Source organism: Oceaniglobus indicus (assembly GCF_002751875.1).
Taxonomy (GTDB): domain Bacteria; phylum Pseudomonadota; class Alphaproteobacteria; order Rhodobacterales; family Rhodobacteraceae; genus Oceaniglobus; species Oceaniglobus indicus.
Genome location: NZ_NMZM01000018.1, coordinates 1 through 26113 on the forward strand (window position 1 = coordinate 1; position 26113 = coordinate 26113).

General features: G+C 63.0%; 23 protein-coding genes. 6 read left to right on the forward strand and 17 right to left on the reverse strand.

Translation table 11 applies throughout. The features are described from left to right. From CFP68_RS17370 to CFP68_RS17385, 4 genes are all read right to left on the reverse strand, one after another. The coding region (locus CFP68_RS17370) for an IS66 family transposase zinc-finger binding domain-containing protein (protein ID WP_193825245.1) at positions 1-519 on the reverse strand (519 nt) is incomplete at its 3' end. A 107-nt stretch (positions 520-626) separates the two neighbouring features. Next, on the reverse strand, positions 627-974 hold the full coding sequence (gene tnpB / locus CFP68_RS17375) for an IS66 family insertion sequence element accessory protein TnpB (RefSeq protein ID WP_099828201.1): 348 nt from the start codon (positions 972-974) through the stop codon (positions 627-629). Continuing rightward, entirely contained in the window at positions 971-1384 is a 414-nt protein-coding gene (tnpA, locus tag CFP68_RS17380) for an IS66-like element accessory protein TnpA (RefSeq protein WP_206601939.1), read from the reverse strand. Before tnpA ends, tnpB begins: the two co-directional genes overlap by 4 nt. 91 nt (positions 1385-1475) lie before the next feature. Next, a complete protein-coding gene (locus CFP68_RS17385; RefSeq protein WP_099828203.1) occupies positions 1476-3065 on the reverse strand; it encodes a gamma-glutamyltransferase family protein in 1590 nt (529 codons plus the stop codon). Positions 3066-3163: 98 nt separating this feature from the next. Here CFP68_RS17385 and CFP68_RS17390 point away from each other — a divergent pair, with 98 nt between their 5' ends. Further along, positions 3164-3820 carry a GntR family transcriptional regulator gene (locus CFP68_RS17390; RefSeq protein ID WP_099828204.1) on the forward strand — a complete coding sequence of 219 codons (657 nt, stop codon included), beginning with the start codon at positions 3164-3166 and terminating at the stop codon, positions 3818-3820. 7 nt (positions 3821-3827) lie between these two features. Here CFP68_RS17390 and CFP68_RS17395 read toward each other — a convergent pair whose 3' ends face one another. The 3 genes from CFP68_RS17395 to CFP68_RS17405 are packed head-to-tail and all read right to left on the reverse strand — an operon-like array spanning position 3828 to position 7104. Beyond that, positions 3828-4976 carry a PfkB family carbohydrate kinase gene (locus tag CFP68_RS17395; RefSeq protein WP_241524151.1) on the reverse strand — a complete coding sequence of 383 codons (1149 nt, stop codon included), beginning with the start codon at positions 4974-4976 and terminating at the stop codon, positions 3828-3830. Positions 4977-4981: 5 nt separating this feature from the next. Continuing rightward, positions 4982-6058 (reverse strand): ABC transporter ATP-binding protein, encoded by a 1077-nt coding sequence (locus CFP68_RS17400; RefSeq protein ID WP_099828206.1) that lies wholly within the window; start codon positions 6056-6058, stop codon positions 4982-4984. Continuing rightward, complete coding sequence (locus CFP68_RS17405; RefSeq protein ID WP_099828207.1) at positions 6055-7104, reverse strand: ABC transporter ATP-binding protein; 1050 nt, start codon at positions 7102-7104, stop codon at positions 6055-6057. Before CFP68_RS17405 ends, CFP68_RS17400 begins: the two co-directional genes overlap by 4 nt. Before the next feature lie 81 nt (positions 7105-7185). On the opposite strand from CFP68_RS17405, the gene nikB reads away from it, so the two are divergent. The 4 genes from nikB to CFP68_RS17425 all read left to right on the forward strand — a co-directional run bounded on the left by nikB (position 7186) and on the right by CFP68_RS17425 (position 11411). Beyond that, on the forward strand, positions 7186-8160 hold the full coding sequence (gene nikB / locus CFP68_RS17410) for a nickel ABC transporter permease (protein ID WP_099828208.1): 975 nt from the start codon (positions 7186-7188) through the stop codon (positions 8158-8160). Then, positions 8157-9014 (forward strand): ABC transporter permease, encoded by an 858-nt coding sequence (locus tag CFP68_RS17415; RefSeq protein WP_099828209.1) that lies wholly within the window; start codon positions 8157-8159, stop codon positions 9012-9014. Before nikB ends, CFP68_RS17415 begins: the two co-directional genes overlap by 4 nt. Positions 9015-9042: 28 nt before the next feature. Further along, on the forward strand, positions 9043-10548 hold the full coding sequence (locus CFP68_RS17420) for an ABC transporter substrate-binding protein (protein WP_158234199.1): 1506 nt from the start codon (positions 9043-9045) through the stop codon (positions 10546-10548). 98 nt (positions 10549-10646) lie between these two features. Continuing rightward, positions 10647-11411 (forward strand): glutamine amidotransferase, encoded by a 765-nt coding sequence (locus tag CFP68_RS17425; protein ID WP_099828211.1) that lies wholly within the window; start codon positions 10647-10649, stop codon positions 11409-11411. 448 nt (positions 11412-11859) lie between these two features. Here the strand turns inward: CFP68_RS17425 and CFP68_RS17430 are convergent, their stop codons facing one another. From CFP68_RS17430 to CFP68_RS17475, 10 genes are all read right to left on the reverse strand, one after another. Beyond that, a complete protein-coding gene (locus CFP68_RS17430) occupies positions 11860-13485 on the reverse strand; it encodes a GMC family oxidoreductase (protein ID WP_099828212.1) in 1626 nt (541 codons plus the stop codon). Then, on the reverse strand, positions 13482-14981 hold the full coding sequence (locus CFP68_RS17435) for an FGGY-family carbohydrate kinase (protein WP_099828213.1): 1500 nt from the start codon (positions 14979-14981) through the stop codon (positions 13482-13484). Before CFP68_RS17435 ends, CFP68_RS17430 begins: the two co-directional genes overlap by 4 nt. Next, a complete protein-coding gene (locus CFP68_RS17440) occupies positions 14974-15816 on the reverse strand; it encodes a class I fructose-bisphosphate aldolase (RefSeq protein WP_099828214.1) in 843 nt (280 codons plus the stop codon). The genes CFP68_RS17435 and CFP68_RS17440 overlap by 8 nt, the downstream gene beginning before the upstream one ends. Then, on the reverse strand, positions 15807-17546 hold the full coding sequence (locus CFP68_RS17445) for a glycerol-3-phosphate dehydrogenase/oxidase (protein WP_099828215.1): 1740 nt from the start codon (positions 17544-17546) through the stop codon (positions 15807-15809). The genes CFP68_RS17440 and CFP68_RS17445 overlap by 10 nt, the downstream gene beginning before the upstream one ends. A gap of 57 nt (positions 17547-17603) precedes the next feature. After that, positions 17604-18587 (reverse strand): aldo/keto reductase, encoded by a 984-nt coding sequence (locus tag CFP68_RS17450; RefSeq protein ID WP_241524150.1) that lies wholly within the window; start codon positions 18585-18587, stop codon positions 17604-17606. A 1-nt stretch (position 18588) separates the two neighbouring features. Next, complete coding sequence (locus tag CFP68_RS17455) at positions 18589-19569, reverse strand: sugar-binding transcriptional regulator (RefSeq protein ID WP_099828220.1); 981 nt, start codon at positions 19567-19569, stop codon at positions 18589-18591. 18 nt (positions 19570-19587) lie between these two features. Then, positions 19588-20580, reverse strand: coding sequence for an ABC transporter permease (locus CFP68_RS17460; protein WP_099828216.1), 993 nt, complete (start codon positions 20578-20580; stop codon positions 19588-19590). Continuing rightward, positions 20577-22109, reverse strand: coding sequence for a sugar ABC transporter ATP-binding protein (locus CFP68_RS17465; protein ID WP_099828221.1), 1533 nt, complete (start codon positions 22107-22109; stop codon positions 20577-20579). The genes CFP68_RS17460 and CFP68_RS17465 overlap by 4 nt, the downstream gene beginning before the upstream one ends. A gap of 70 nt (positions 22110-22179) precedes the next feature. Continuing rightward, positions 22180-23193: a substrate-binding domain-containing protein gene (locus CFP68_RS17470; protein WP_099828217.1), complete on the reverse strand. Its 1014-nt coding sequence runs from the start codon at positions 23191-23193 to the stop codon at positions 22180-22182. Positions 23194-23405: 212 nt separating this feature from the next. Then, positions 23406-24902: a CoA-acylating methylmalonate-semialdehyde dehydrogenase gene (locus CFP68_RS17475; RefSeq protein WP_099828218.1), complete on the reverse strand. Its 1497-nt coding sequence runs from the start codon at positions 24900-24902 to the stop codon at positions 23406-23408. A 100-nt stretch (positions 24903-25002) separates the two neighbouring features. Here CFP68_RS17475 and CFP68_RS17485 point away from each other — a divergent pair, with 100 nt between their 5' ends. Next, complete coding sequence (locus CFP68_RS17485) at positions 25003-25902, forward strand: LysR family transcriptional regulator (RefSeq protein ID WP_158234200.1); 900 nt, start codon at positions 25003-25005, stop codon at positions 25900-25902. Positions 25903-26113 lie beyond the last annotated feature (211 nt).

Genomic DNA, 26113 nt, shown 5'->3' on the forward strand with positions numbered 1-26113 from the left:
CTCGCAGCGGCGGCAGGACTTCTTGATCCGGGCGATCTGGATCACCTTCATCTGCGCGGCGATCATGTCGAGGAGTTCGCTGACATCCTCGCCCACCACACGTAGATCGCCGCCACAGTCGGGGCAGCAGGTGCCAGGATCAAGCTCACGGCGCTCGCGCAGAGTTCCATCCGAGACACGCGGGCGGCGACGCAAGGCGGGCGCATCGGCAGCTTCCGGTGACGGTTCATCCTGCCCTTCGTCGATGGGCGCGTCATCGTTTTCCGCTACGGCGACCAACAGGTCTTCGAGCGCCAGTTCCAGCTGCTCGATTTCGCGCTCGACCTTTTCCGAGGACTTGCCAAAGGCCAGTTTCTGCAACTTGGCGATCCGCAGGCGCAACGCTTGAACCAGTTGATCATGGACACGCAATGTCGCCGACATCTTGGCGTTCTCTGCCTCGATCCGAGCATTTTCTACCTGCAAAGCCGCGATCATCGCCCTCAATTCAGCGGGATCATCCGTTGCCCGGCAGCGCATGCTTGCATGCGCGAGAGGGGGCAAATTTTCATCAGGTTTCGACATGCGCCTGACTACCAAAAATCAGGCTATGGCACCATATAAATAAAGCAAATCAGGTCGCAAAATCACCCGACCCGCGCAGGCGGAGCGCCCCAATCGGGACGCCGCCAGTCGATGCCTTCCCAGAGCATCGCGAGCTGTGCAGAGGTCAGCCGCACCGCCCCATCCTTGGCGCTCGGCCAAGGGAAACGTCCCCGCTCAAGCACCTTGTAATAGAGGCAAAACCCCTGACCGTCCCAGTAGAGCAGCTTCAGCCGGTCACCACGCCGTCCCCGGAACGCAAACACCGCCCCACTGGCGGGTTTCTGACGCAGCACATCTTGGGCAAGTGCCGCCAGCCCGGCGATCCCCTTTCGCATATCCGTCACACCGCAGGCCAGATACACGCGAACGCCGGTGCCAGGGCCGATCATGCGGCTTCCACGGCACGGATCAAGGACGTCAGCGCGGCCGGGTCTATCGTGCTATCAAAATGAAGGCGATGGCCGCACCGTAAGCGCAATTCGACTGCAACTGGTGGCGACGTATCAGCTGCCGTAGGCTGCACCGCCGGCACTGGCATATCCAAAGGGTAGAAAAGCGCCCCGGCATTGGGAGTCCACAGGCCCTTCTTCTTGAGGTCATGCCGCCAGGCGTAAATCTGTTGCCGCGTAACCTCATGGCGTTGCGCCACCTGCGTCACCGTCGCCCCGTCTATCCCAACCGACATGACAATCTCGAGCTTGTCCTCGTCACGCCAGAAACGCCGTCGCTCCACCCCAAGAATTTCACCACGCATCGATGTCCCCGCATAAGACACGTCGTTAACGACGTCGTTAAACACGTATCTTAGATCAGGGCGCGAAGCTCAGGCAGGCGGTGCCAATGGCGTGGTTACGGTATCCGTCCTGCAAAGTCCCGTGATCTCAAGCGCGTCACAGACCGATTGCCATACCATCCTTTCGGCTGTCGCTGCCGCCGCACAGAATCCCGCTATCCGGGTCGATCAGGATCGCCTGACTTCCCCCGATCGGTGTCGGGGCGACCGTCAGGGCGTGTCCGCGCGCCGTCAGGTCGGCGCGGAGTGCTGGCGATATGCCCGGCTCGATCTGCAACTCACCCTGGAAAGCAAACGTCCGCGGCGCGTCCATCGCCGCCTGGGGGTCGAGGTTCCGGTCGATAATGGCCGACAGCAGGTCCGCTTGCCCCGCTGCCTGATAATCTCCGCCCATCACGCCGAAACTCATCCAGACGCGCCCGTCCTTGCGGGCAATTCCCGGAATGATCGTGTTCAGCGGACGCTTGCCCGGTGCGATTGCGTTCGGATGGTCGGACGTCATGCGGAAGGAACTGCCGCGCGAATTGAAGACCACACCCGTATCGGGGTCGACGCGCCCCGATCCAAACCCATGGAAAAGTGAGTTGATGAACGAGACCGCGTTGCCCTCGGCGTCAACCACGCTGATATAGACGGTATCTTCGTGTGCCGGTTCCGACCACAGCGCGGGCGGCAGGGCGCGGGTCGGGTCGATCCGGGCGCGCAGGGTCTCGATTGTCCGATCCGACAGCAGCTCGTCCACCAGGCCGGGCGAATGCGCCGGGTCGCCAATCAGCCCATCGCGATGATGATAGGCCAGCTTCGTGGCCTCGGCATGAAGATGAATACGATCAGCCAAAGCCGTGTCCGGCCCCAGATCGAAACCGTCGAGAATCCGAAGGATCATCAACGCGCAGAGGCCCTGGCCGTTTGGCGGACATTCGAAGATCTCGACATCGCGATACCGTGCCGAGATCGGGTCGGTCCAGAATGCCTGGTCGCGCGCCTCAAAGAAATCCTCTTCGGTTTGCGTGCCCCCGATCCCGCGCAGGTAGCGTGCCATCGACGCAGCGACAGGGCCTTCATAGAACGCACGGGGGCCATCGGTGGCAATCTCGCGCAGACGATCGCCCAGAAGTGGTTGACGGTGTATTGCACCCGGCCCCGGCGCCGTGCCGTTGGACAGGAACAGTTTCGCTGCACTGGCATCTTTGCGCAGCAGGTCGGCCATTTCAGCCCAATCCTGCGCGAGCCGTGGCGTTACGGGATAGCCTTCGTTCGCATAGGAAATCGCCCGGAGGAAGAGGCGCTCCAAGGGCAGACTGCCATGGCTTTCATGCAGAAGGCACCACGCCGAGATCGCCCCGGGGATGGTTACGGCGTGCGGACTCGTGCGGGGGATCTCGTTCGTCAAACCGGCGGCATGCAGCGCGTCGAGCGTGGCACCGGCAGGCGCCCGGCCCGAGCCGTTCAGCGCCCGCACGGGCCCATTCTTCGGCGCATAAAGTACAAAGCAATCGCCCCCGATCCCGGTCATCGGCGGCTCGACGACGCACTGCACCGCCGATGCAGCAAGCGCTGCGTCTACGGCATTGCCACCTTGTGCAAGGATTTCGAGACCCGCCGCCGAAGCGAGCGGGTGGGATGTGGCGACCATCGCATGGCGCGCGTAAGTGCTGGGCCGGCGGTAGGAGAAAAAGTCGTGCATAACGATCCTTCGAACTTCGGGTTGACATATCTGCGCTCTGGCGATTGCCTCATGCCTGCCGCCAGTTGAGTGATATGTGTCGGCGGACAGGAGAACAGATGGCAGGTCGGCATTGCAGTCTCGGTGCGGACACGGTGCATACCGCGCTTGTCGAGCGTATCGTGTCCGGCATCCTCGGATCGGGCGAAACGCTTCACGAGGTCGAACTTGCGGAGTCCTTTGGGCTGTCGCGGACAACCGTTCGCGCAGCGCTGCTGCGGTTGGAACAGTCGGGGCTCGCCGTACGGGGGCAGCACAGCGCGCTTGTCGTTCGCCGTCTTGAGGCCGAGGACATTGCCGAACTGTTCGAGGCGGTAGGCGAAGTGGAAAGCGCCATCGCCGCACTCGCTGCGCTCCGCATGAGCGCGATCGAATGCGATCGGCTGAAGGCTATCCTGACCGAAGGGGAAGCCAGCCAAGAGTGTAAACTTGGCTATAGCGACATCAACGCCCGGTTTCATGCCGCGATCCGTGAAGGCGGCCACAACGCAATCCTGTCCAATACGCTGAGCGACCTGAACCTGCGCACGCTGCCTTGGCGGGCGGCGCAGTTCTCGGCACACGTACAGCGCCAACAGAGTTCGCACGCGGAACATGCCGAGATTGCCGAGGCGATCCTGGACCGTGATGGCGATGCGGCGCGAGAATCCATGCGACGCCACATCGCGTCATCGTTCTTCACCCTGTCCGAGATCCTTGCGAATTCTGCGCCCTGATTTTTCATCAGGCGGTTTCGAGGTCGCAAACGAGCGGTCGGCGCTCTTGCGATCCGACGCTGCCTGCCACGATGGCTGCCGCTCTGGCAGCCATCGAAATCGCCCGCGACACGGAAATGCCGTTCAGCCATGCAGCAAGGAAGGTGGCCGCCACGGCGTCGTCCATACCGCCTTCGTCGACGGCAGCGACATCCGGAAACGCAACGCGGCAAGACCGCCCGCCACGCTCGATCGCAACAAGCCCTTCCGTTCCGGCACAAACCAGCACGGCCTCGGGCCACTGCCCCCGCTCAAGCGAGGTTTCGACAAGCTGGTCAATGAACGCCCCCTCTCCATCGGGCGGAAGCGAGGCATGACTGACCACCACAACGGCAAACTCATCAAGGATCGCTTCCAGGATTTCGTCCATGCGTTCATGTGAAAGGCCGGCCGTATGCATCGCCGGCAGGAACCCGGCCGCGCGGATATCTGAAATCCGTGCGAGGGCGGATTCCACGTGGTACCCGTCGAACTGCAAGCACCAACGGCGGTCCACTGGCACTTCGTTGCGTGACAGGAAACCGTCAAGATCGACCTGCCCCGGGTCTACCTCTTCGGAAATCACCGTGCGTTCTGCGCCCGATGCGATCATGACCATGCTCTGCGCCGCACGCCGATCTGGATCGGCGGGGGATGAAATCACGATGACATCACGGCTGGCGAGTTCGGAATTGATCCAATCGCTGTCGAGATCATAGCCGAGGGAAGTCAGCAGCGAGACCGAAACCGCCAATTCCCCACCCAGCCCCGCCGCAAGTGCGGCGACGTTCGCCCCAGCGCCGCCGAGAACCTTGAGGATCTGCTTCGCGCTCACGTGTTCCCCGCTTGACGGCAGCGCCCCGATCTGTGCGATGGTTTCGATGCACGCATCACCCACAACCGTCAGACAGGGCAAACCGGGTGGCAGTCGGTTGATGTCGAGCACACTGCGCCGCCGCGTCGTAAGTGACCGCGCAACGGCGGTGGGCCGGTAATTCAGCTTGGTGATCGCCATCGAGATTCGTGCAGCGGTGGCATCGGCCACGCGCACCTGCCCGTTGAGGTAGTTCGACACAGAACTCTTGGCAACGCCGGCCAGTTCGGCGACATCGGCGATGGTCGCAGGCTTATGAGGCACTCCGCTCAAGTCGCTGTTTCCGCTTGCGCGCGGCGCAAAAGGGCCATCCGGCGCTGGAAGGCCGGCGACATCCGGGCTTCGCTTGCGGCACCGGTGCCGCCAAAGGGTGCCAGGTCCTCCGTGTGCCAGCATGCGGCATGATGATCGCCCCGTGAAAATGTTGTCAGCGCCGGCGCGTCGACCTTGCATTTATCGGTGGCAAACGCGCAGCGCGATGCGAAGGCGCAGCCATCGACCGGATTGAACGGACTGGGTGGATCCCCCGCGATCGTCTGCGCGGTGTCCAGGCTCCGCCCGCTCAGCCTTGGCGTCGCGGCAAGCAACATCCGGGTATAAGGGTGGGCGGCGGCCCCGAATACATCCGCGACCTTCCCCGTCTCGACCAGCCGCCCGGCATAGAGCACGCCCACCCGATCCGAGATATGCTGCACCACCGCCATATCGTGCGAAATGAACAGATAGGACATCCCCAGATCGTCGCGAAGCCGACTCAACAGGTTGAGGATCTGTGCCTGGATCGAGACATCGAGCGCCGAGACCGCTTCGTCGCAAACGATCAGGTCAGGCTCGACCGCGAGCGCGCGGGCAATGGCGATGCGCTGGCGCTGGCCGCCGGAAAATTCATGCGGATAGCGTGACTTGTGACGGGGCGCGAGACCCGTCGTCTCGAGAAGCTCGTCAACGCGCTTGTCCACGGCCGCGCCCTCGCGCAAGCGATGCAGGCGGATGGGCTGGGCCAGCACATCGCCCACGCGCACACGCGGATCGAGCGAGCTGAAAGGGTCCTGAAAGATGATCTGCATCCGCCGCCGCAGCCGCCGCAAATCCGTCTGCGACAGTGTTGTGACATCCTGTCCATCGAACCAAACCTCGCCACGATCGGCCTCCAGCAGGCGCAACACTGTCCGTCCGATGGTCGATTTGCCCGACCCGCTTTCGCCGACCAATCCGTATATCTCGCCGCGGTCGATCCGAAAGCTCACATCAGTGACGACCGAAGCGCGGCGGGCCCTGCGAAACAAGCCGCCGCCATCTCCGAAACTCTTGTTCAGATTCTTCACCTCCAACAGCGATCGCGTCACGTGACGGACTCCTCAAGTGGCGCGCGCCAGCAGGCGACATGGTGGGTGGGACTGCCGAGCACTTCCAAAGGCGGAGATTCAGCGTGGCAGAGGTCGATGGCAAACGGACACCTCGGCGCGAAACGACATCCCGCGGGCATGGTGCCGGGGCCCGGCACTTGTCCACGAATAGACGCAAGATCGCGGCCCTTGTCCTCGGGGCGGGGCAACGCCGCAAAAAGCGATAGTGTATAGGGATGTTGGGGGTCTTCGAAAATCTCGTCGCGGGTGCCTTCCTCAACGATCCGTCCGGCATAGATCACCGCGATACGATCCGCGATCTCGGATACGACGGCGAGGTCGTGAGTGATGAACAGCACCGATGTTCCCATCTCATGACGCAGTTCATCCACGAGTTGCAGGATCTGTTTCTGTATCGTCACATCAAGCGCGGTCGTCGGTTCGTCGGCGATCAGCAGGCGTGGCTGGCACACAAGTGCCATGGCGATCATCACACGCTGGCGCAACCCGCCAGACAACTGGTGCGGATACTGATAAAACCGCGTTTCCGGTGCGGATATCTGAACGCGCCGCAGCATCGCGATCGCGGTGGTCCGCGCGTCGTCCGCCGACATGCCCCTGTGTTGGCGCAGCGGTTCGGTGATCTGTTCCCCGATGGTCATTACCGGGTTCAACGAGGTCATCGGCTCCTGAAAGATCATTGCCATCTCGTTGCCGCGCAAGGTTTGTCGCTGATGCTCCGAGAGCGACAGAAGATCATGGTCGGCAAAGGTCATGCGGTCCGCCGTGACCCGCGCCACATCCGGCGTCAGCCCCATGGTCGCCAGTGCGGTCAGGCTTTTGCCCGATCCGCTTTCACCCACGACGCAAACCAACTCACCCGCCCGCACGCTCAGATCGACCCGGTCGAGCACATCAAAGCTGGCGAAACGGATCGACAGGCCGCGAATTACAAGCACATCACGCGCCGCTTGTGACGCATTCTGCCCCTCCTCTCGCTTGGGTGAGCGTGAAATATGGTCTGGCTGCACCGGGATATTCTCCATTGACAAGACCCACCCTCATCGACTCATAAAGTAATAATTGAACGGGTTCAATATGAACTTGAACCGGTTCAGGAAGCCAATATGCACGATATTCGCACAGAGAGGCAGATCGTGGCACAACAGATACTTGGACGCTTGATCAGTCTGATCCCGATTCTTTTCGGGGTTTCAATTGTGGTTTTTCTGCTTGTCCGTCTCGTTCCCGGCGATCCGGTCGTGTCGCTTCTCGGGATGGAGGCCACTCCCGAGGCTATCGCCGCACTGCGCCTGCGCTATGCCCTCGACGATCCGTGGATCGTTCAATATTTCACTTGGCTCGGAAACCTTTTCGCCGGCGACTTTGGCCGCTCGATCCAGAGCGGTCGCGAGGTCTCGTCGCTACTGACATCCGCGCTCCTGCCGACCTTGTGGCTTTCGCTGGCCGCGACGATCATCTCGCTGGCCATCGCCATTCCAATGGGCGTCGTCGCGGCCACACGGCGCGACACGGCTGCCGACGCCATGGCCTCGCTGCTCAGCCTCTTCGGATTGTCGATGCCGAGTTTCTGGATCGGAGTGCTGCTGATCCTGCTTTTCGCCATCCATCTGCCCATCCTTCCAGCCTCGGGTTACGTGCCGCCAAGCGACGACTTCGGTCTTTTCCTGTGGCACCTCGTCCTGCCCGCCATCACCCTTGGCACGGCCCTTGCCGCGGCGATCATGCGAATGACACGTTCGACCATGCTTGAGGTGCTGCAAACGGATTATGTCCGCACGGCACGCGCCAAGGGTTTACCGCGTCGCAAGGTGATCTGGACCCATGCCTTTCGAAACGCGCAGATCCCGATCATCACACTGATCGGCATCCAGTTCGGCCAGGTCCTTGGCGGCGTCGTGATCACCGAGACGATCTTCTCGTGGCCGGGCATCGGAAAGCTGACGGTCGACGCGATATTCGCGCGTGATTATCCGGTGGTTCAGGGCGCCGTCCTGGTCACCGCCGGGCTGTTCGTGTTCATCAATCTCGTGACCGATATCATCTACACGGTCGTCGATCCCAGGTTGCGCCTGTCATGAGCACCGTCGAATCTCCCCCCGCTGCCATCGTTGCGCGGCCAGCGCGGTTCCCGTCGAGCCCGCGCGCGATCCTCGGTGGCGGTCTCGTGGCACTTGCGATCGTCGTGGCCATATTCGCGCCCGTCCTGACGCCCTATGGCCCGAACGACACCGACTTTCTCGCCGTGCTTCAAGGCCCGAGTCTTGCCCATCCGTTCGGCACCGACGAACTTGGGCGCGACATCCTCACCCGGGTCTTCTATGGCGCGCGGGTATCGCTGTTGGTCGGTCTTGTCAGCGTTCTGGCATCGCTTGCCATAGGTGGTCTCATCGGGGCCATCGCCGGTTATCTCGCAGGCTGGACCGACACCGTGGTCATGCGACTGATGGATGTCATCTTTGCCTTTCCGAGCGTGCTTTTGGCATTGGCGATCGCCGCTGTCCTGGGGCCCAGCCTGGGCAACGCCATCCTGGCCATCGCAGTCGTGAACCTGCCCGTCTTCGCCCGCATCGCGCGGGCACAAACGATGGTGGTTCGCTCGCTCGACTTCGTCGAGGCCAAGCGCGCGCTCGGCTTCGGGGGTTGGAATATTCTGACCCGCACGATCCTGCCCAATATCGCGGTTCCGATCTTGGTGCAGGGATCTCTGCTGTTCGCGGCAGCGATCATAACCGAGTCCTATCTTTCCTTCCTTGGGCTCGGCGCTCAGCCACCGACGGCGACGTGGGGCAACATGCTGCGCGACGCCATCGGATTTCTGGAGCTTGCGCCGTGGATGGCGTGGTTCTCCGGGCTGGCGATCTTTCTCACCGTCCTGGGGTTCAATGTTATCGGAGACGCCCTGCGCGACTTTTATGACCCCCGGACTGCATGACCAACAGCAACCGACAGGGAAACAGAAAATGAAAAGAAGATCCTTCCTCGCCGCGACCGCAATCGCCGCGCTTACCACCGGTTTCACACCCGCAATCGTCGCGGCCCAGGACACCACGTCGATTGACGTCGCGATCGTATCCGATCCCGTCACGCTGGACCCTGCCCGCATGGCCTCGTTCTTCGAACTGGCGGTGCAATACAATATTTTCGAGCCACTGCTGCACACGACGCCCGACCTGACAATCGAACCGGGCCTCGCGTCTTACGAGATGCCGGACGAAACCACCTATGTGCTCACCCTCAAGGATGGGCTGACCTTCCATGACGGCACGGCCCTGGACGCAGAGGCGGTAAAAGCCAACCTCGATCGCTATCTCGATCCGAACACGGGCAGCCCGCGCGGCAGCGAGCTGGGCCCGCTCGAGAGTATCGAAGTGACCGGCCCGCTGGAAATCACGCTGAAGCTGAGCGACCCCTACGCGCCATTTCTTCAGGTGCTTGCAAACCGTGCCGGCATGATCGCCTCGCCCACCGCGATCCAGGAACTGGGCGAGGATTTCGCGACCCAGGCCGTCGGTGCCGGCCCATACAAGGTGGTCAGCTGGACGAAGAATTCCGAACTTACCCTCGCGGCATTCGACGGCTACTGGCGCGGCAAGCCCGACGTCGATCAAGTGATCTTCCGCCCCATCCCGGATGAGACCGCGCGGATCAACAACCTGCGCTCGGGCACCGTGCATCTCGTCGACGGGGTCGCCCCCCAGTTCGTGCCGCAGGTCGAAGGCGACGACAGCCTCACGCTGAAGGAAAGCCCCGGCCTCGGCTTCAACGCGTTCTCGTTCAACACGACCGCGGCACCTTTCGACAACGCGGATGTGCGTCGGGCCTTCTCGATGGCTGTCGATCCTCAGGTCATCGTGCAGGCGGCCTATTTCGGCGCGGCCAGCCCGTCACTGGGCGCCATTCCACCTTCGATCGGCTGGGCCTATGACGATACACTCGAAGCACCCCGCGCTGACCCCGAGGGCGCGAGACAGATGCTGGCGGAGGCCGGTATCGACACGCCCGTCAGTGTCGAAATCACGGTCACCAATTCGCCCATCTACGTGCGGATCGCCCAGATCCTGCAGGCGCAGGCGAACGAGGCCGGATTCGACGTCTCGATCAACCAGATTGATTCGACCAGCCTGATCACGGTTCTGCGCGAACGCACCTCGGATCTGACCATGTCACCCTGGTCGGGCCGTTCCGATCCCGATGGCAACATGTTCAATTACTTCACCATTGACGGTCCGAACAACTTTCCGGGCTGGGAGAATGGCGAGGTTGACCGCCTGCTCAAGGACGCGCGCATCGAAACCGACGAGGCCGCGCGCGCCAAGCTCTATTCCGAGGCGCAAAAGATCATTGCCGATGAGGCCCCCCTGTTGTTCCTCGTCTTTCCGCAAACGCTCCAGGCTTCGATCAGCGATCTGGATTGGATCCAGTGGCCCGATGGTGCATTCCGCTTGCAATTCGCGAAGATGAAGTAAGATCACGCGCGCGGCAGGTCCGCACCAACCGTTGACGGCGCCCCCGGACCCCATGCGTCCGGGGGTGCACCTTACACAATCACGCAAAGAGACTGACCATGACCAAGAAAGTTCTGCTGGCCGGCGAAAGCTGGATCACCAGCGAGGCCCACTTCAAGGGTTTCGACCATTTTTCCAGCGCGCATTACCATACCGGGGCCGACGCCTTCCTGAATGCCATGAAGGAGAGCGAGTTCGAGGTCACCTTCATGCCCTCCCACGAGGCGGTGCGCGACCTGCCCTACGACCGCGAAGGTCTGGCAAAGTGGGACATCATCATGATCTCCGACATCGGCTCGAACTCGCTGCTGTTGCCGCCCGAGGTCTTCATCAAGAGCGAACGGCGCCCGAACCGCCTGAAACTCTTGCGCGACTGGACGCACGACGGCGGCGGCCTGATGATGGTGGGCGGCTACCTGACGTTTCAGGGGATCAACGGTTCCGGGCGCTGGCATCGCACCCCGGTGGAAGAGGCCCTTCCCGTTACCTGCCTGCCTTACGACGATCGGCTCGAAGTGCCCGACGGGTTCAAGGCCAAGATCCTTGCAGCTCACGATCACCCGATCCTTAAGGGTGTTCCGCCGGACTGGCCCTACATCATCGGCGCCAACGAGATCGTTGCCCGCGAGAATGCCGAAGTTCTGGTTCGGCTTCCCGACGACGAAGGCGGGCATCCCCTTCTCGTGACCGGTGAATACGGCAAGGGTCGCTCGATCGCCTGGGCTTCCGACATGGCGCCGCATTGGCTGCCACCCGAATTCCTCGCATGGGAAGGATACCGCACACTCTGGCTTAACATGTTGCGCTGGCTTTCTCCTGCCTGACCGCGCTGAACTGCCCGACCCCGCCATTGTGACCGTGGCGCGGTCGCATGCAGGGCTGGGCCTTTGTCCCGGGTTCGCAACATGGGCGACGCCGTTCCAAAACCCTGCGCCTGAAGGGATTCACGCTGTAAGTCCAGCATGATCGCAAGCCGTTGAGGCGCTGACAAAATGAAAGGCGCCACTTGGGGCAAGTGGCATCTTTCGCTGAAGCCACGGGCATCGGATTTGAGGCGGAAATGACGTGGGGAGGCCGGGCATCTGTCCGGCGGCCCGGCCGGCAGGTTTTTGTTCGCTCAGGACATGCCGCACACGTGGCTATCGGCCGGGGCAGGATACAGCGCGGCTGTCTGCCGATGGTCTTTCAGCTGTGCTGGTCGCTCACGCCCTTGGAGGAAGGGTTCAGCACGCGAGGACCGGCAGCAGTCAATCAGGCCCACGGATCGAGGCTTCAATCGCGGCGATTTGCAGCGTCGGCACCGATCATGTCCGCGGCCTTTTCCGCGATCATGACCACCGGGGATGCCGTATTGCCCGATACGATCTTCGGCATGACGGACGCATCCACCACGCGCAGACCGCGCAGTCCGTGCACACGCAGCCGATCATCGACCACCGCCATCGGATCCGCTCCCATCCGGCAGGTGCCGACGGGATGGAAGATGGTCGTGGCGATATCGCGGGCCTTGTCCAGCAGGCTTTCATCGTCGGCATGGTCCGGCCCGGGGAGGATCTCGTGCGGGTCGTATTGCTGCAACGCCCGGGCAGTCATGATCCGGCGTGCCTGTCGCAACGACGCGACGGCGATCCGTTGATCGGAGGGCGCGGACAGGTAATTCAGCCTGATGTCCGGCTGCGCGGCGATGTCGGCCCTGCTGACGTGCACGCTTCCCGTGCTTTCGGGTCGCAAATTGCAGACCGACACGGTGATGGCCGGAAAGCTGTGCAACGGGTCCCCCAGGCGGTCGGTCGACAGCGGTTGAACGTGGTATTCCAGATCGGGCGTGTCCCGCGTCGGATCGGATTTGGTGAACATCCCGAACTGGCTGGGTGCCATCGCCAGCGGGCCGCTTTGCGTTGTCAGATATTGCAGCCCCATCCGTGCCTTGCCCCAGAACGAATGAACCATTGTGTTCAGCGTTTTCGCGCCCTTCACCGAATAAACGGTGCGGATTTGCAGATGATCCTGGAGGTTTTCACCCACGCCGGGCAGATCGTGATGAACCGGCACATCCCGGTCGGACAGGATATGGCCCGCACCGATCCCCGACAATTCGAGCAGCTTGGGCGAGTTGATCGCCCCGGCGGTCAACAGAATCTCTCGCTCGGCGAGCGCAGTTTTGTCCGCTCCGCCCTGACGAAAGCGCACGCCCCGCACCTGCCGCCCCTCAAGGATCAGCGAGGTCGTTTCAGCGTGCGTGATGACGCGCAGATTGCCGCGTTTCATGGCGGGTCGCAAGAACCCCTGGGCGGTGTTCCAGCGCACGCCGCGCTTCTGGTTGACCTCGAAGAAGCCGGATCCTTCGTTGTTGCCATCGTTGAAATCGGCGCGCGGTTCGATGCCGAATTCGCGCGCGCCCTCCTGCACCGCTTGCAGGATGTCCCATTTCAGGCGCTGGCGCGACACCTTCCATTCGCCCCCTGCCCCGTGCAGATCGGTCGTTCCGCCATGGTGATCCTCGGATTTCAGGAAATAGGGCAGAACGTCGTCCCACCCCCATCCGGCATTGCCCATCTGCCGCCAGCCGTCGTAATCCGCCGCCTGTCCGCGCATGTAGATCATGCCGTTGACCGAGGAACAGCCGCCCAGCACACGGCCGCGTGGATAGCTGAGGCTGCGGCCGTTCAACCCCGGATCGGGCGCGGTCTTCATCATCCAGTCAGTGCGCGGATTGCCGATGCAATAGAGATATCCGACCGGGATCTTGACCCAGTGATAGCGGTCGCTTCCTCCCGCCTCGAGCAGCAGGACACGCACCTTGGGATCGGCGCTCAGCCGGTTGGCCAGAACGCAGCCCGCCGTTCCCGCGCCGACGATGATGTAATCGTAACGCCCGTCGATCTGCGTCTCGGTCATGCCATGTCCTTCCAGAGGTCCGCCATGCGACGGGTCAGTTCGGTGAACAGACGGTATCGACGGTCGTAGTGGTCGCGCATGGCCGTATCGGGGCGGAACTCTGCGCCCTTGCGGGTCATCGCGGACACGCCCGTTTCGTAGCTGTCGAACAGCCCCGCGCCGATGCCGGCGCCGATGGCGGCGCCCAGGGCGCCGGTCTCCTGCGCCTCGGCTGTCGTGACGGGAATGCCCAGGACGTCGGCGAATATCTGCGGCCAATGGGGGCTGCGCGCGCCGCCGCCCGACAGGATCGCCCGATCGAACGCCGCGCCCGACGCTTTCAACACCTCGATATGGCGGCGGTGCTCGAACGCCACGCCCTCGAACAGGGCGCGCAGGATGTGGCCCTCGCCATGCCAGCCGGCAATCCCGTAGAACCCGGCGCGCGCGGTGGCGTTCAGGCGCGCGCCATAGAGGAACGGGTGATAGATCGGATCGTCGACGCGTGGCGTGATGGCGCCCACTGCCTCATTGCATTGCCCGAACGGATCGTCGTGATGCGCGCCGCGTTCGACGAATTCGCGCACATACCATTCAAGGTTGGCGGCCGAGGTGGCCGAGGATTCGATCTCGATGAACCGGCCTTCGCCGAACCGGCTGGCCATGAAGACGTCGCGGTTGCGCGACGGTTCGGTGACGAAAACCTGGTTTATCCCCCAACTGCCAACGATGACCGACGCATCGCCCGGCGATCCCGCCCCTGCCCCAAGGGCCGAGGACACGACATCGAAGAAACCGGCGACCACCGGAATACCCGCAACCAGCCCGGTTTCCCGTGCCGCACTCTCTGTCACATGCCCGGCGATCTGTGCGGGGTCGAGCAGATCGGGCAACAGGTGCATGGCATCATCCAACCCGTAAAGCGCCATCAGATCGGCGTCGTATTCCCCCGAAGGCAGCGCGGTCAGACCGGCCCCCGACATGTCGGAGGTATCCGCGAACCGGTTGCCGGTCAGCCGGAAGCCGATGAAATCCTTGCACATCAGGGCAGTGCCGGCGCGTTCATACAGGTCCGGGCGGTGCGCCTTGATCCACGCCAGCAGGACCGGGGTCTGCGACGGCCAGGGCGCCTGGAGGCAGATATCGAACAGGGCATCGCCGTGACGCGCCTTCAGGTCTGCGGCCAGGTCGGACGCGCGGGAATCGAGGCTCTGAATCCCGATCAGCGGCGCCCCTTCCCGATCCAGCAGATACAGCCCGTTGCCGTGTCCCGCACACCCGATTGCGGCGATGTCGCCGGGCGCGATCCCGGCCTTGTCGATGCAGCCGCGGATCGCCTGCCCGGCGTTGCGCCACAGCTCGTTCAGGTCTCGTTCGACATGGCCCGGCGCCGGGCTGGCGGATTGTCCGTCCAGCCCGTGCATGGCGATCTGGCGGCCCGTCAGATCGAACAGCACCGCCTTGATGACGGTGTTGCCCGCGTCCAGGCCCAGCAGGTATGGCCCGGCTTCAGCCACGGTTATAGATCTCCCAGGCCTCTGCACCATCCGCGCCATCGTGGATCAACGCCATGAGCGCGGCAACCACGGCGCGCGGGTTGTCATGCTGATAGATGTTGCGCCCGTAGACCATGCCCTGCGCGCCCTGCGCCATCAGGGCCGCGGATTTCTCCAGCACCGTCTTCAGATCCGCCTTGCCACCACCCCGCACCAGAACCGGCACGCGGGCCGCTTCGATCACGCGGTGGAAATCCTCGGCGTTGTCGGTGGGGTCGGCCTTGATGATGTCGGCGCCCATTTCACTGGCCAGACGCACCAGGGTCACGATCTTTTCGGCGTCGCCATCCACCTGATAGCCGCCGCGCACGTCGTTGGGCAGCATCACCAGCGGCTCGATCATCAAGGGCATCCCGAAGCGATGGCAATCCTCGCGCACGCGGCTGATATTCTCGACACATTGACGGAACAGTTCGGGTTCGTCGGGCAGCATGAACAGGTTGACCACCACGGCGGCGGCATCCATTTCCAGCGCACCGATGATCGGGTTCTCGGCGTTCTGCAACATCGACCACATCTCGCGGTGCCGCTGATCGTTATAGGGGTTGCCCATGTCGATCCGCATCACCAGCGCGGGCTTGTCCTTTTCCGGGCGCGATTGCAGCAGGTCGGCCTGACCATAGGTCATCTGGATCGCGTCGGGTTTCGCGTCGATCAGGGTATCCATGACACGCGCCATGTCTTCCAGACCGGGCAGGAAGCTGGGTTCGTTGCAGACCCCGTGATCGACCGCCACATCAAGGCAACCGCCGTTGGTGAACATCCGGTTCATCCGGGCCTTCGTGCTTATACGCATTGCAAACTCCTGTCGTTGCATTGGCTTGTGCGCGACCGCTCCGCCAGCATGGCAGCGGTTACACCGTGATAGGTTTCGAGTTCATCCAGCAAGGCGGCGCGTTCATCGGCGGCCCGACCATCGCTCCAACCCCATGCTGACGCCATGACGGCGTTGATCGCGTCGATCAGGTCGGACGAGATCACGCCGGTGATCGCCAACCCCGTGCGCCGGAGCACGAGATCGGCCAGGTGGACCGCATTCTCGTGCTGGACCATGTAAAGGATATCGCCGCGGGTCATTACGCCGCCGGTAACCAGCGGGGCGTCGTCGCGATCGGCGCAAGACGCCAGCACATCGCGCGCGCCCGTCCCGTGCAGGCCGACCAGATGGGCGGCACGTGCCGGGCCGACGCCGAACGCCGTGCCCAGTTCCTGCACAAGATCCGCCGGATCATGGGGAAATCCGTCACCGCCACCGATCGGCAGCGCCCGGGTGTCGGCCTTGCGCGGCCTGCCAAGTTCGGCCAGCACCTGATCGGCAGTCTGCGCGGCAAAGGCGCGGAACGTCGTCCATTTGCCGCCCACCATGCAAAACTGCGGCACCGCGCCATCCATTCGGCGCACGTCATGCCCGCGCGAAATGCGCCCGGTGTAATCCTGGTCGCTGACCGGCAGCGGGCGGATGCCGCTATAGCTGAAGACGATCTGGTCCGGCGCGATGGCGATGCCGGGAAAAATGCGCCCCAGCGCGTTCAGCATATAGTCCCGCTCGTCAGGTTCGCAGCGGGTGCGCGTGGGCGATTTGACCGCGATATCCGTCGATCCGGCCAGCACCCGGCCGAGATAGGGAAACACGATGCAGACGCGACCGTCGTCGTTCTCGTAGAACACCATATGTCCGTCCAGCGCCGCAAACAGCGACGGGTTGTCAAGGATCAGGTGCGATCCCTTTGTCCCCGACACCAGTGGTGCGGCGGCTGCCTGCGGTGACAGAATGGCGCGTGTCCGGTCCAGCCATGCCCCCGTGGCGTTCACGACACAGCGCGCCATGACGGGAAAGCGCGAGCCGGTTTCGCCGTCGGTCAAGGTGAATCCGTCACCCTCCGGAACAATGTCGGAATAGTTCAGGGCAACCGAACCCGACGCGCCCCGCGCGGCTTCGGCGATCAATTCAAGTCCCAGCCGTTCCGGGTGGCTGATCCAGGCGTCGTGATAGATGGCGGCATAGCGGGTTTCACGCGGCAATGCGGGCCATTCGCGCCGGGTGGCGGCACGGCCCAGGAACCGGTGGCGCGGTAGCAGGCGCCGCTTGCGTGTCACCCAGTCGTAAAGCGACAGCCCCAGACGGATCGGCAACGCGCCCCGCCGCGCCGGTTTGCCGGATCGGCCCAGAAAGGTCATGGCCGCGTTCAGGGTGCCCGACAGCACGCCCGTGATGGGAATGACCGTCGGAAGCGGGCGCACCATGTGTGCCGCCTGCCGCAGCAGGATATCGCGCTCTTCCAGGGATTCACGCACCAAGTCGAACTCGCCGTTCTCGAGATACCGCAGCCCGCCGTGGATCATCCGCGATGGCGCGGCGCTGCACCCGGAACAGAAATCGCGCCGTTCGATCAGAAGCACCCGCAGGCCCTGCAACGCCAGGTCCCGGTAGACGCCGATGCCGTTGATCCCACCGCCCACGACGACGACGTCGAACGCCGGGTTCGCGCGCACCGCATCGAGGGCTGTCTGACGTTGCTTGGGCATGACATCTCCGATCACCGGCGAAAGCCGGCGCTGAAGGGTTACGGGTGCGGGCCGGTTTCAGCCGTCGAGATCGCCCAGATGGTCGGCGACAGCGCGGTCGATGGTGCGCAGATCGTCGTCGGCCAACCGGATGCGTCCGGCGGCGGCATTTTCGCGGGCCTGATCGGGATTGCGCGCACCGCAGAGCGAGAATGTGATCCCCGGCTGTTGCAGCGTCCAGGCGATGACGACTTGCGCCAGCGTTGCACCATGGGCGCCCGCGACGGGTTCGATCACGTTCATGAGTTCGGCCACCTTCTGACGGTTGGCCGTGGAAAAGCGCGGGTTGTCGCGACGCTGATCGTCGCCGTCGAACGTGCGATCCACGGTCATCTTTCCCGACAGCAACCCAAGGGCCAGCGACGAATAGCTGAGGATCGAAATCCCGTTCTCGCGTGCCAGCGGCACCAGCGTGGTTTCCAGATCACGCTTGGCCATGCTGTATTCTTCCTGGATCGCATCCAGTTGCCCGGCGGCGACATAGGCTTTCAGGTCTTCGGGGCTGGTGTTGCTGGCACCGATGGACCGGATCTTGCCGTCTTTCTTCAACCGCTCCAGCGCCTCCATCGTCTCGTCGATGGGCGTCGTCGGATCCTGCCAATGGGTGATGTAATGGTCGATCCGGTCGGTTTTCAGCCGACGCAGGCTTTGTTCCACCTCGTGGATAATCGACTCGCGGCCCAGGTAACGATGCACCGGCTTTCCGTCGACGTCGAAGAAATGGTTACCCTTCTGCGTGTGCCAGACGATGCCGCACTTGGTGGCCAGAACCACCTTGTCGCGCCGCCCCTCGATGGCCTTGCCGACGATCTCCTCGGCGACGCCCTGGCCATAGGCCGGAGCGGTGTCGATCAGGCTTACGCCCTCGTCGATGGACCCGCGGATGGCGTCGATGCTGGCGGCCTCGTCGGTGCCCCCCCACATCCAGCCACCGATGGCCCATGTGCCCAGACCGATGGCTGACGCCTCGATCCCTGATTTTCCGATTTCGCGTGTCAACATGTCATGCTGCATGATCGTTGCCTTTCTTCTGTTCGATAACCGATGTCGCTGTCGCCTCATCGATGACAAGCGAACTGATGTATCCGCCGTTCAGGACCGCATCGATCGGGCGCACCTTTTCCGGCCCCGCCGCGATGCCGATCACCTGGGCGTGGCGGATCGGATCCCCCGGCGCGAGCGCCACAAGACACGCATTGGTCGCGTAGGCCGCCACCTGCCCATCCTCGTGAATCAGATGCGCCAGGAACTCACCGACGACACCCGTTTCCATCAGGTGCTGGCGGTCCTTTCCGGGCAGCGGATTCAGATCGTAATAGCTCGACCCGCTGGGTTCGATGGAGCCGATCCCGACCAAGGCAACCGTGGCGCGCCGCGCCAGATCGAAGACCTCGCGCACGGATGCCACCTGAAACAGCATGTCGCGTTGGGCGCGGGTTTCCGCGAACAGCGGTGCATGCATCAACATCGCGCGCCCGCCCAGACGTTCGGCCAGCCGGGTCGCCAGATGGTTCACGTCGGTGAAATACTTGCCCTGCACGCCCCCGGTCAGCGGTACGACGGTCACATCGAACGGCCGGTCGGCATTCAGGTTGTCGACCAGCGCGCTTATCGCCTTGCCGCCCGTGATCGCGATGATGTCACCGTCGCGAATCGTGGCCAGCAGGCGCGATGCCGCCGCGCGCCCGACCTGTTGCAACGTGGTGTCGGGATTGCCCGACACGGTGGGCGTCACGATCGCATCGCTCAGCGACGTCGCGGATACCAGGGCAGTCTCCAGATCGACAAGCTGCTGGAACTGGCTTTCGATCTCGATCTTGACCATGCCCAGACGCCGGCCCTGCGCGATCAGCCGGTTCACCTTCGATGTTGACAGGTTCAGCCGTTTCGCGATCTCGGATTGCTTCAGACCCTCAAGAAAATGCAGCACCAGCACCGTGTGAACCTGGCGGGCTGTCTCGAAATCTATCTGACGATCAAGCATGGCATCGCTTCCCATGGCTCAGCGTGTCCGCTTGTGGAAGTAGTGATCGATCGCGACCGCGGCCAACAGGATCGAACCGCGGATGATGTCCTGCCAATAGACCGACACGTCCAGCAGGGCGAGCGAACTGGACACCACCGACAGCAACACCGTGCCGAGGATCGCGCCGAAAATCGTGCCGGTGCCGCCGTTCAGGCTGGCCCCGCCGATGACGGCGGCGGCGATCACGTTCAGTTCCATCCCGATGCCGAACGTTGGCTGGGCCGATCCGAACCGCGCCATGTATATGATGCCGGCAAATCCGCACAGCCCCGAGCACAGGGTCGTCGTCAGGAACACCACCTTCTTGGTGCGAATGCCGGAATAGGCCGCGGCGCGTTCGTTGCTGCCGGTGTAAAAGACCTTGCGGAACATGGTCGAGCGGCGCAGCAGGAAATCGAAGGCGACCACGATCACCACGAAGATCACGATGACCAGCGGGATCGGCCCAAGCGACCCCTGGCCGATGAACTTGAACTCGGGTGGCAGGGTGTAAAGACCCAGAGGCCGACCGCCGGTGCCCAACAGGCAGATCCCGCGTGCAATCACCATGATCGCCAGCGAGACGATGAAATGGTGCAATCCGACGCGGGTGACGAAAAAGCCCATGATCGCGCCGACCCCGGTGCAGCAGGCGATCGCGATGCCCGATGCGACCCAGGGATCGACCCCGTTCAGGAACAGCCAGCCCGCGATCACCATCGCCAGCGCCGTGACCGAACCCACCGACAGGTCGATACCGCCCGAAATCAGCAGGATCGTCATGCCGATCACCACGATGCCTTCGACCGCGAAAGCCATCGTCATCGCCCGCATGTTCACCCAGGTCAGGAAATACGGCGACGCGAAGGACATCACGATGAACAGCACAAGGATGATCGCAATCAGTCCGGTTTCACGCATCCGCAACAGGTTTGCCAGAAACGACCGTTCGCTGTGGTGGCCTTCGGCGGTTATCGTCTCGGCGTTCATTGTCCCACCTTTTCGTTCGCGGTGACCCGTTCGGCATCCATGACCGAAGCCAGATGCATGATGTTCTCTTCGGTCATTTCGTCGCCGGCGACGACGCCGCTGATCCGCCCCTCGCGCACCACCAGCGCCCGGTCGCACAGACCGATCAGCTCGGGCAGCTCCGAGGATATGACGACGATGCCGACGCCTTCGCTGGCCAACTGGCGCAGGATGCGGTGGATTTCGGCCTTGGCGCCCACATCGACGCCGCGCGTCGGTTCGTCGAGGAAGATGATCCGCGGATCCACCGACAGCATCTTGGCAATCGCGACCTTCTGCTGGTTGCCGCCCGAGAGCGACGACACCGGATCCCACAACGATCCGCATTTCAGGTTCAACCGTTTGCCCAGGGCTTCGGCCTGCGCGAATTCGCGTTTGCGATCGATCAGCCCGAAGCGTCCGGCCACCTGTTCGGGGCGCAGGGCCGAGATGTTCGACGCGATGGACATCTCCAGGAACACGCCGTCGCCCTTCCGGTCCTCGGACAGATAGACCATGCCGTCGCCGATCGCGTCGCGGTATTCGTCGCGCCTCAGGGTCTTGCCCGCCAGCACGATCTCACCTTCCGGTGCCGGTTCCAGCCCGCAGATTCCCTTGACGATCTCGCTGCGCCCGGATCCGATCAGCCCGGCAATACCAAGTATCTCACCCCGGCGCAGATCGAACGACACGTCGTGAATGCGCGCGCCATCGCCCAGACCGCGCACCGACAGCAGGGTGTCGGTCGCCGGATCGGTCAGTTTGTCGGGGTAAAGCGTTTCGATCTTGCGCCCGACCATGGCGTTGACCACATCGTCGGGGCCGATGTCGGCCACGTCATGGGTCACGATGTGGCGTCCGTCCCGAAACACGGTGACCCGGTCGCAATTGTCGAAGATCTCGACCATGCGATGCGAGATATAGATGATCGCGATGCCCTGTTCGCGCAGCTTGCGCATGATGCCGAACAAAAGCTGCGCCTCTTTTTCGGTCAGCGCGGCGGTGGGTTCGTCGAGGATCAGGATCCGGCAATCAAGCGTCAGCGCCTTGGCGATTTCGACAAGCTGCTGACTTGAGATCGAAAGATCGCCCGCCCGTGTGGCCGGGTCGATATCGCAAAGCCGCGCCAGGACCTGACCTGCCTTGCGCCGTTGCCCGGCGTAATCCATCAGAAACGATTTGCTGATGTTGGTGGCGGACATGAAGATGTTTTCGGCCACGCTGACATCGTCGCAAAGCGCGATTTCCTGATGCACGAACCCGATCCCGAGGCGCTGTGCCTCGGTGGGGGATGCGATCTTCACCGGCTTGCCGTCGATCAGGATCCGACCGTCGTCGGGTTGCAGGATGCCGTCGATGATGTTCATCAACGTCGATTTCCCGGCGCCGTTCTCGCCGGCCAGCGCGTGGATCTCTCCGGCGCGGACACCGAAATCGACACCGCTCAGCGCGTGAACCGCACCAAAGGATTTCGACACGCCGGAAATCTGAAGCAACATCTGATCTGACATGGCCTGCATTTCTGAAAGGGGGAAAGCGGGTGGATGGCGCCCCGCGGCCTGCGCCGCGGGGCAGGCACGATCAGTTGGTATCGCGCCCTTCCATGTAGGTGTTCAGATCGAAGCTGTCGGCATTGTCCGCGGTAATGACCGAGAAGCCGTTGTCGATATACGGGAACTGCATCGGGTTGTAGCCCGAGGTCTTGTAGTCGTTGAACGGATCGAACACGTCGGAATGCGCCGCCATGAACACGGCCATGAAACCCATGAAGCCCTGCACGCCCTGGTTCGGGTTGATCGCCATGTGGATGTTGCCCTCGCGGATATGTTCCAGCGTGGTCGGCGTGATGTCGGCGTGCATCACCAGAACATCGGCGTCCGCTTCCAGCACGGCGGCAACGGCGCCTTCGGCCGATCCGGCCTCGGGGATCCACAGCGCGCCCAGGTTCGGGTTCGCCTGAAGGATCGACGCGGTCGCACGATAGGCCGCGTTGCTGTCCTGGTTCGTGGCCTGACGCCCCACCAGTTTCATGTCGGGATAATTGTCTTCCATGTACGAGATCAACGACGTGACGCGCAGGTCGTGGTTCGACTGGCCGGGGTTTTCCAGCACGGCGTATTCAGCGTTCTCGCCGATCTGCTTGACGATCTCTTCGGCGGCGAACTTGGATTCGGCAAGGTTGTCCGAGGTGACATAGGCGGTGCGGTTGGAATTCGGCGAATCCGCGGCAAAGGTGGCGACCTGGATGCCGCTTTCCATGGCGCGGTTGATCGGCTCGATGAAGGGGTCGGACTGCATCGGGTGAACCAGGATGCCGGCGGGTTGCTTTACCATGTCCTGCTCGAACGATGCGATCTGTTTCGAGATGTCATAGTCGGGCGTGCCGGAAAACGTGGTCTCACACCCGAAGGCGGCGGCGGCCTGCTTGAACCCCTGATAGACCGGAATCCAATAGGGATGCGACGAAACCATGACGTTCATGGTATAGGTTTCGCCCGGCTCGCAGCGCAGGGTGTCCTGGGCCGAAACGCTGGCCGCACCGATGGCGGTCAGGACGAAGGCGCCGGCGATGCCGGTAGCGATGGATTTTGTCATTTTTACTCCTCCCAAAGTACGCAAGATTCCCGAGGTCGCCCCGTGACGACCGCCACATTTGCAATAAATCTTACGGCGCGCAATTTCCTGCACAGCGGATAGATACGAGGCGAATCGCCGGTCGGTCAACAAGTTTGCAAGAAAAGTCCACCCTTGGGATTTATTGCACAGGGGCGCGGACAAGGCCGGCAAAGTCCCGGCCTTGTCGTCTCTCACTCCATCAGCGGGATGGAGAATTCGCCGCCTTCCTTGATCCCGCTGGGCCAGCGGGCGGTCACGGTCTTGGTCCGGGTGTAGAAGCGGAAGGAATCCGGGCCATGCTGATTCAGATCGCCGAACATGGATTTCTTCCAGCCCCCGAAGGTATGATAGGCCAGCGGCACCGGGATCGGCACGTTGATGCCGACCATTCCCACATTGACGCGCGCCGCGAAATCGCGCGCCGTGTCGCCGTCGCGAGTATAGATCGCGGTGCCGTTGCCGTATTCGTGATCCATCGCCAGGCCCAGCGCCTCTTCATAGGTTTCGGCCCGCACGCAGGACAGGACCGGGCCGAAAATCTCCTTGCGGTAGATCTCCATATCCCTGGTCACCCGATCAAACAGATGCGGGCCGACGAAAAAGCCCTCTTCATACCCCTGCAGCTTCAGGTTTCGTCCGTCGACCACCAGCTCCGCGCCTTCGTCGACGCCCGATTGCACCATCCGTTCGATGTTGGCCTTGGCGGCGGCACTGACCACGGGGCCGAAATCGACATCATCCCCCGCCGTATAGGGGCCGACCTTCAACGCCTCGATCCTCGGCACCAGTTTTTCGATCAGGCGGTCGGCGGTATCCTCTCCCACCGGGACCGCCACCGAAATCGCCATGCAGCGTTCGCCCGCGGCACCGTAACCCGCCCCGATCAATGCATCGGCCGCCTTGTCCATGTCGGCGTCGAGCATGACGATCATGTGGTTCTTGGCGCCGCCAAAGCACTGCACACGCTTGCCCCCCGCCGCTGCGCGTTCATAGATATAGGCCGCGATGGGGGTCGAGCCGACAAAGCCGACGGCCTGCACGGTTTCGTTGTCGAGGATCGCATCGACCACCTCCTTGTCGCCATTGACGACCTGCAGGATCCCTTTGGGCAAACCCGCTTCTTCGAACAGTTCGGCCAGCATGATCGGCACCGACGGGTCACGCTCGGACGGCTTGAGGATGAAGGCATTGCCGCAGGCAATGGCGGGCGCGAACATCCACAAGGGGATCATCGCGGGAAAGTTGAACGGCGTAATCCCGGCGCAGACACCAAGCGCCTGGCGCATGGAATACATGTCGATCCCCGGCCCGGCGGCGTCGGTGAATTCCCCCTTCAGATGATGCGGTGCGCCGATGCAGAATTCGACCACCTCAAGCCCGCGCTGCACGTCACCCCTTGCATCCGGCAGGGTCTTGCCGTGTTCCCGCGACAGGGCCTCGGCCAGCTTGTCCATATCGCGGTTCAGCAGGGTGACGAACTTCATCAGCACCCGGGCGCGGCGTTGCGGGTTTGTCGCGGCCCAGGCCGGCTGCGCCCTGGCGGCGATCTCAACCGCCCTGTCCAACTCGGCCGCGCTGGCCAGTGCCACATGCGCCTGCACCGCCCCGGTTGCAGGATTGTAGACTTCGGCGGTGCGCGCAGCGCCCTGGGTCCGCGAGCCGTCAACATAGTGTCCGATGGTATTCATGGGCCGTCCTTTCTGTTGCCACGCCCTGCGTAACGGTCGACTCCTTGCGAAAGAAGATGATAGGTCGCAATCTGACATTGCATTTCTGCAAGGACGGGCGATGAACTGGGACGATCTGAAACTGTTCCTGCAAGTGGCGCAAAGCGGCCAGTTGTCCGACGCCGCACGTATCCTGGCGTTGGATTCCGCGACGCTCAGCCGGCGCATTCGGCGCCTCGAGCGGGCGGTGAACGTCGCGCTTTTCGTGAAATCGTCGCGGGGTTACGTGCTGACCGAAGCCGGACGCGCCCTTGTGCCGCGCGTGTCCGCCATGGCCCGCGAGGTCGCGCAAGGGGCCGAGATGCTGGCACCGGCAACCCCGGCCTTGTCCGGGCGCATCCGCATCGGGGCCCCCGACGGCGTCGCCACGTCGATCCTGCCCCGCGTGATCGCCAGCCTGACCCGGGACCACCCTGCCCTGACGTTCGAGATCGTCTCGCTGCCGCGCATGGCCGATCTGGGGCGCCGCGAGGCCGATCTGGCCATCACCATCGCCCCCCCACGCGGGAGCGGTCTGAAAGTCAGCCGGATCTGTGATTACGAACTGTGCCTTGCCGCAAGCCGTGATTACCTGCAACGGCACCCGCCGATCCTGACCCGACGCGCCCTGGTGCGACATGCGTCGGTCGGATATCTCAGGGACATGATCTTCGACCCCGGCCTGGACTTTCAGGAAGGTTCGGGATTGGCGCCACCCGGGACGGCCTCGAATTCCGCGCTGGTGCAATTCGCCATGGTGCGGGCCGGGATGGGCATCGGATTGGTCCACGCCTTCCTTCTGGATCAGGCACCCGATGTGATGCGACTGGCCGTTCCCGACACGTCGTTGACGCGAACCTATCACCTTGTCCGGCACCCCGACATGCACGGCCCGTCCATCGAGCACATCGATGCCCTGTTGCGCGACGGGATCTCGCGGGAAATCGACGCGAAGAGCGGTCCGCGGATTGAGGATCCGTGAGCGCGAAGAGAGGAGCGTATCGAACAGCCGAGTCGGAAACGAACTCATTCCCGATCGCATGGCTTAAGCTACCCCCCGAAATTCGGACACTGACATAAGCTACGATATGCAGTCTGCTGATCTTCAACACCAAAGAGATTACAGATGTCTAAACGCAAGCAGCATGCGCCGGAGTTCAAGGCGAAGGTCGCGCTGGAGGCCTTAAAGGGCG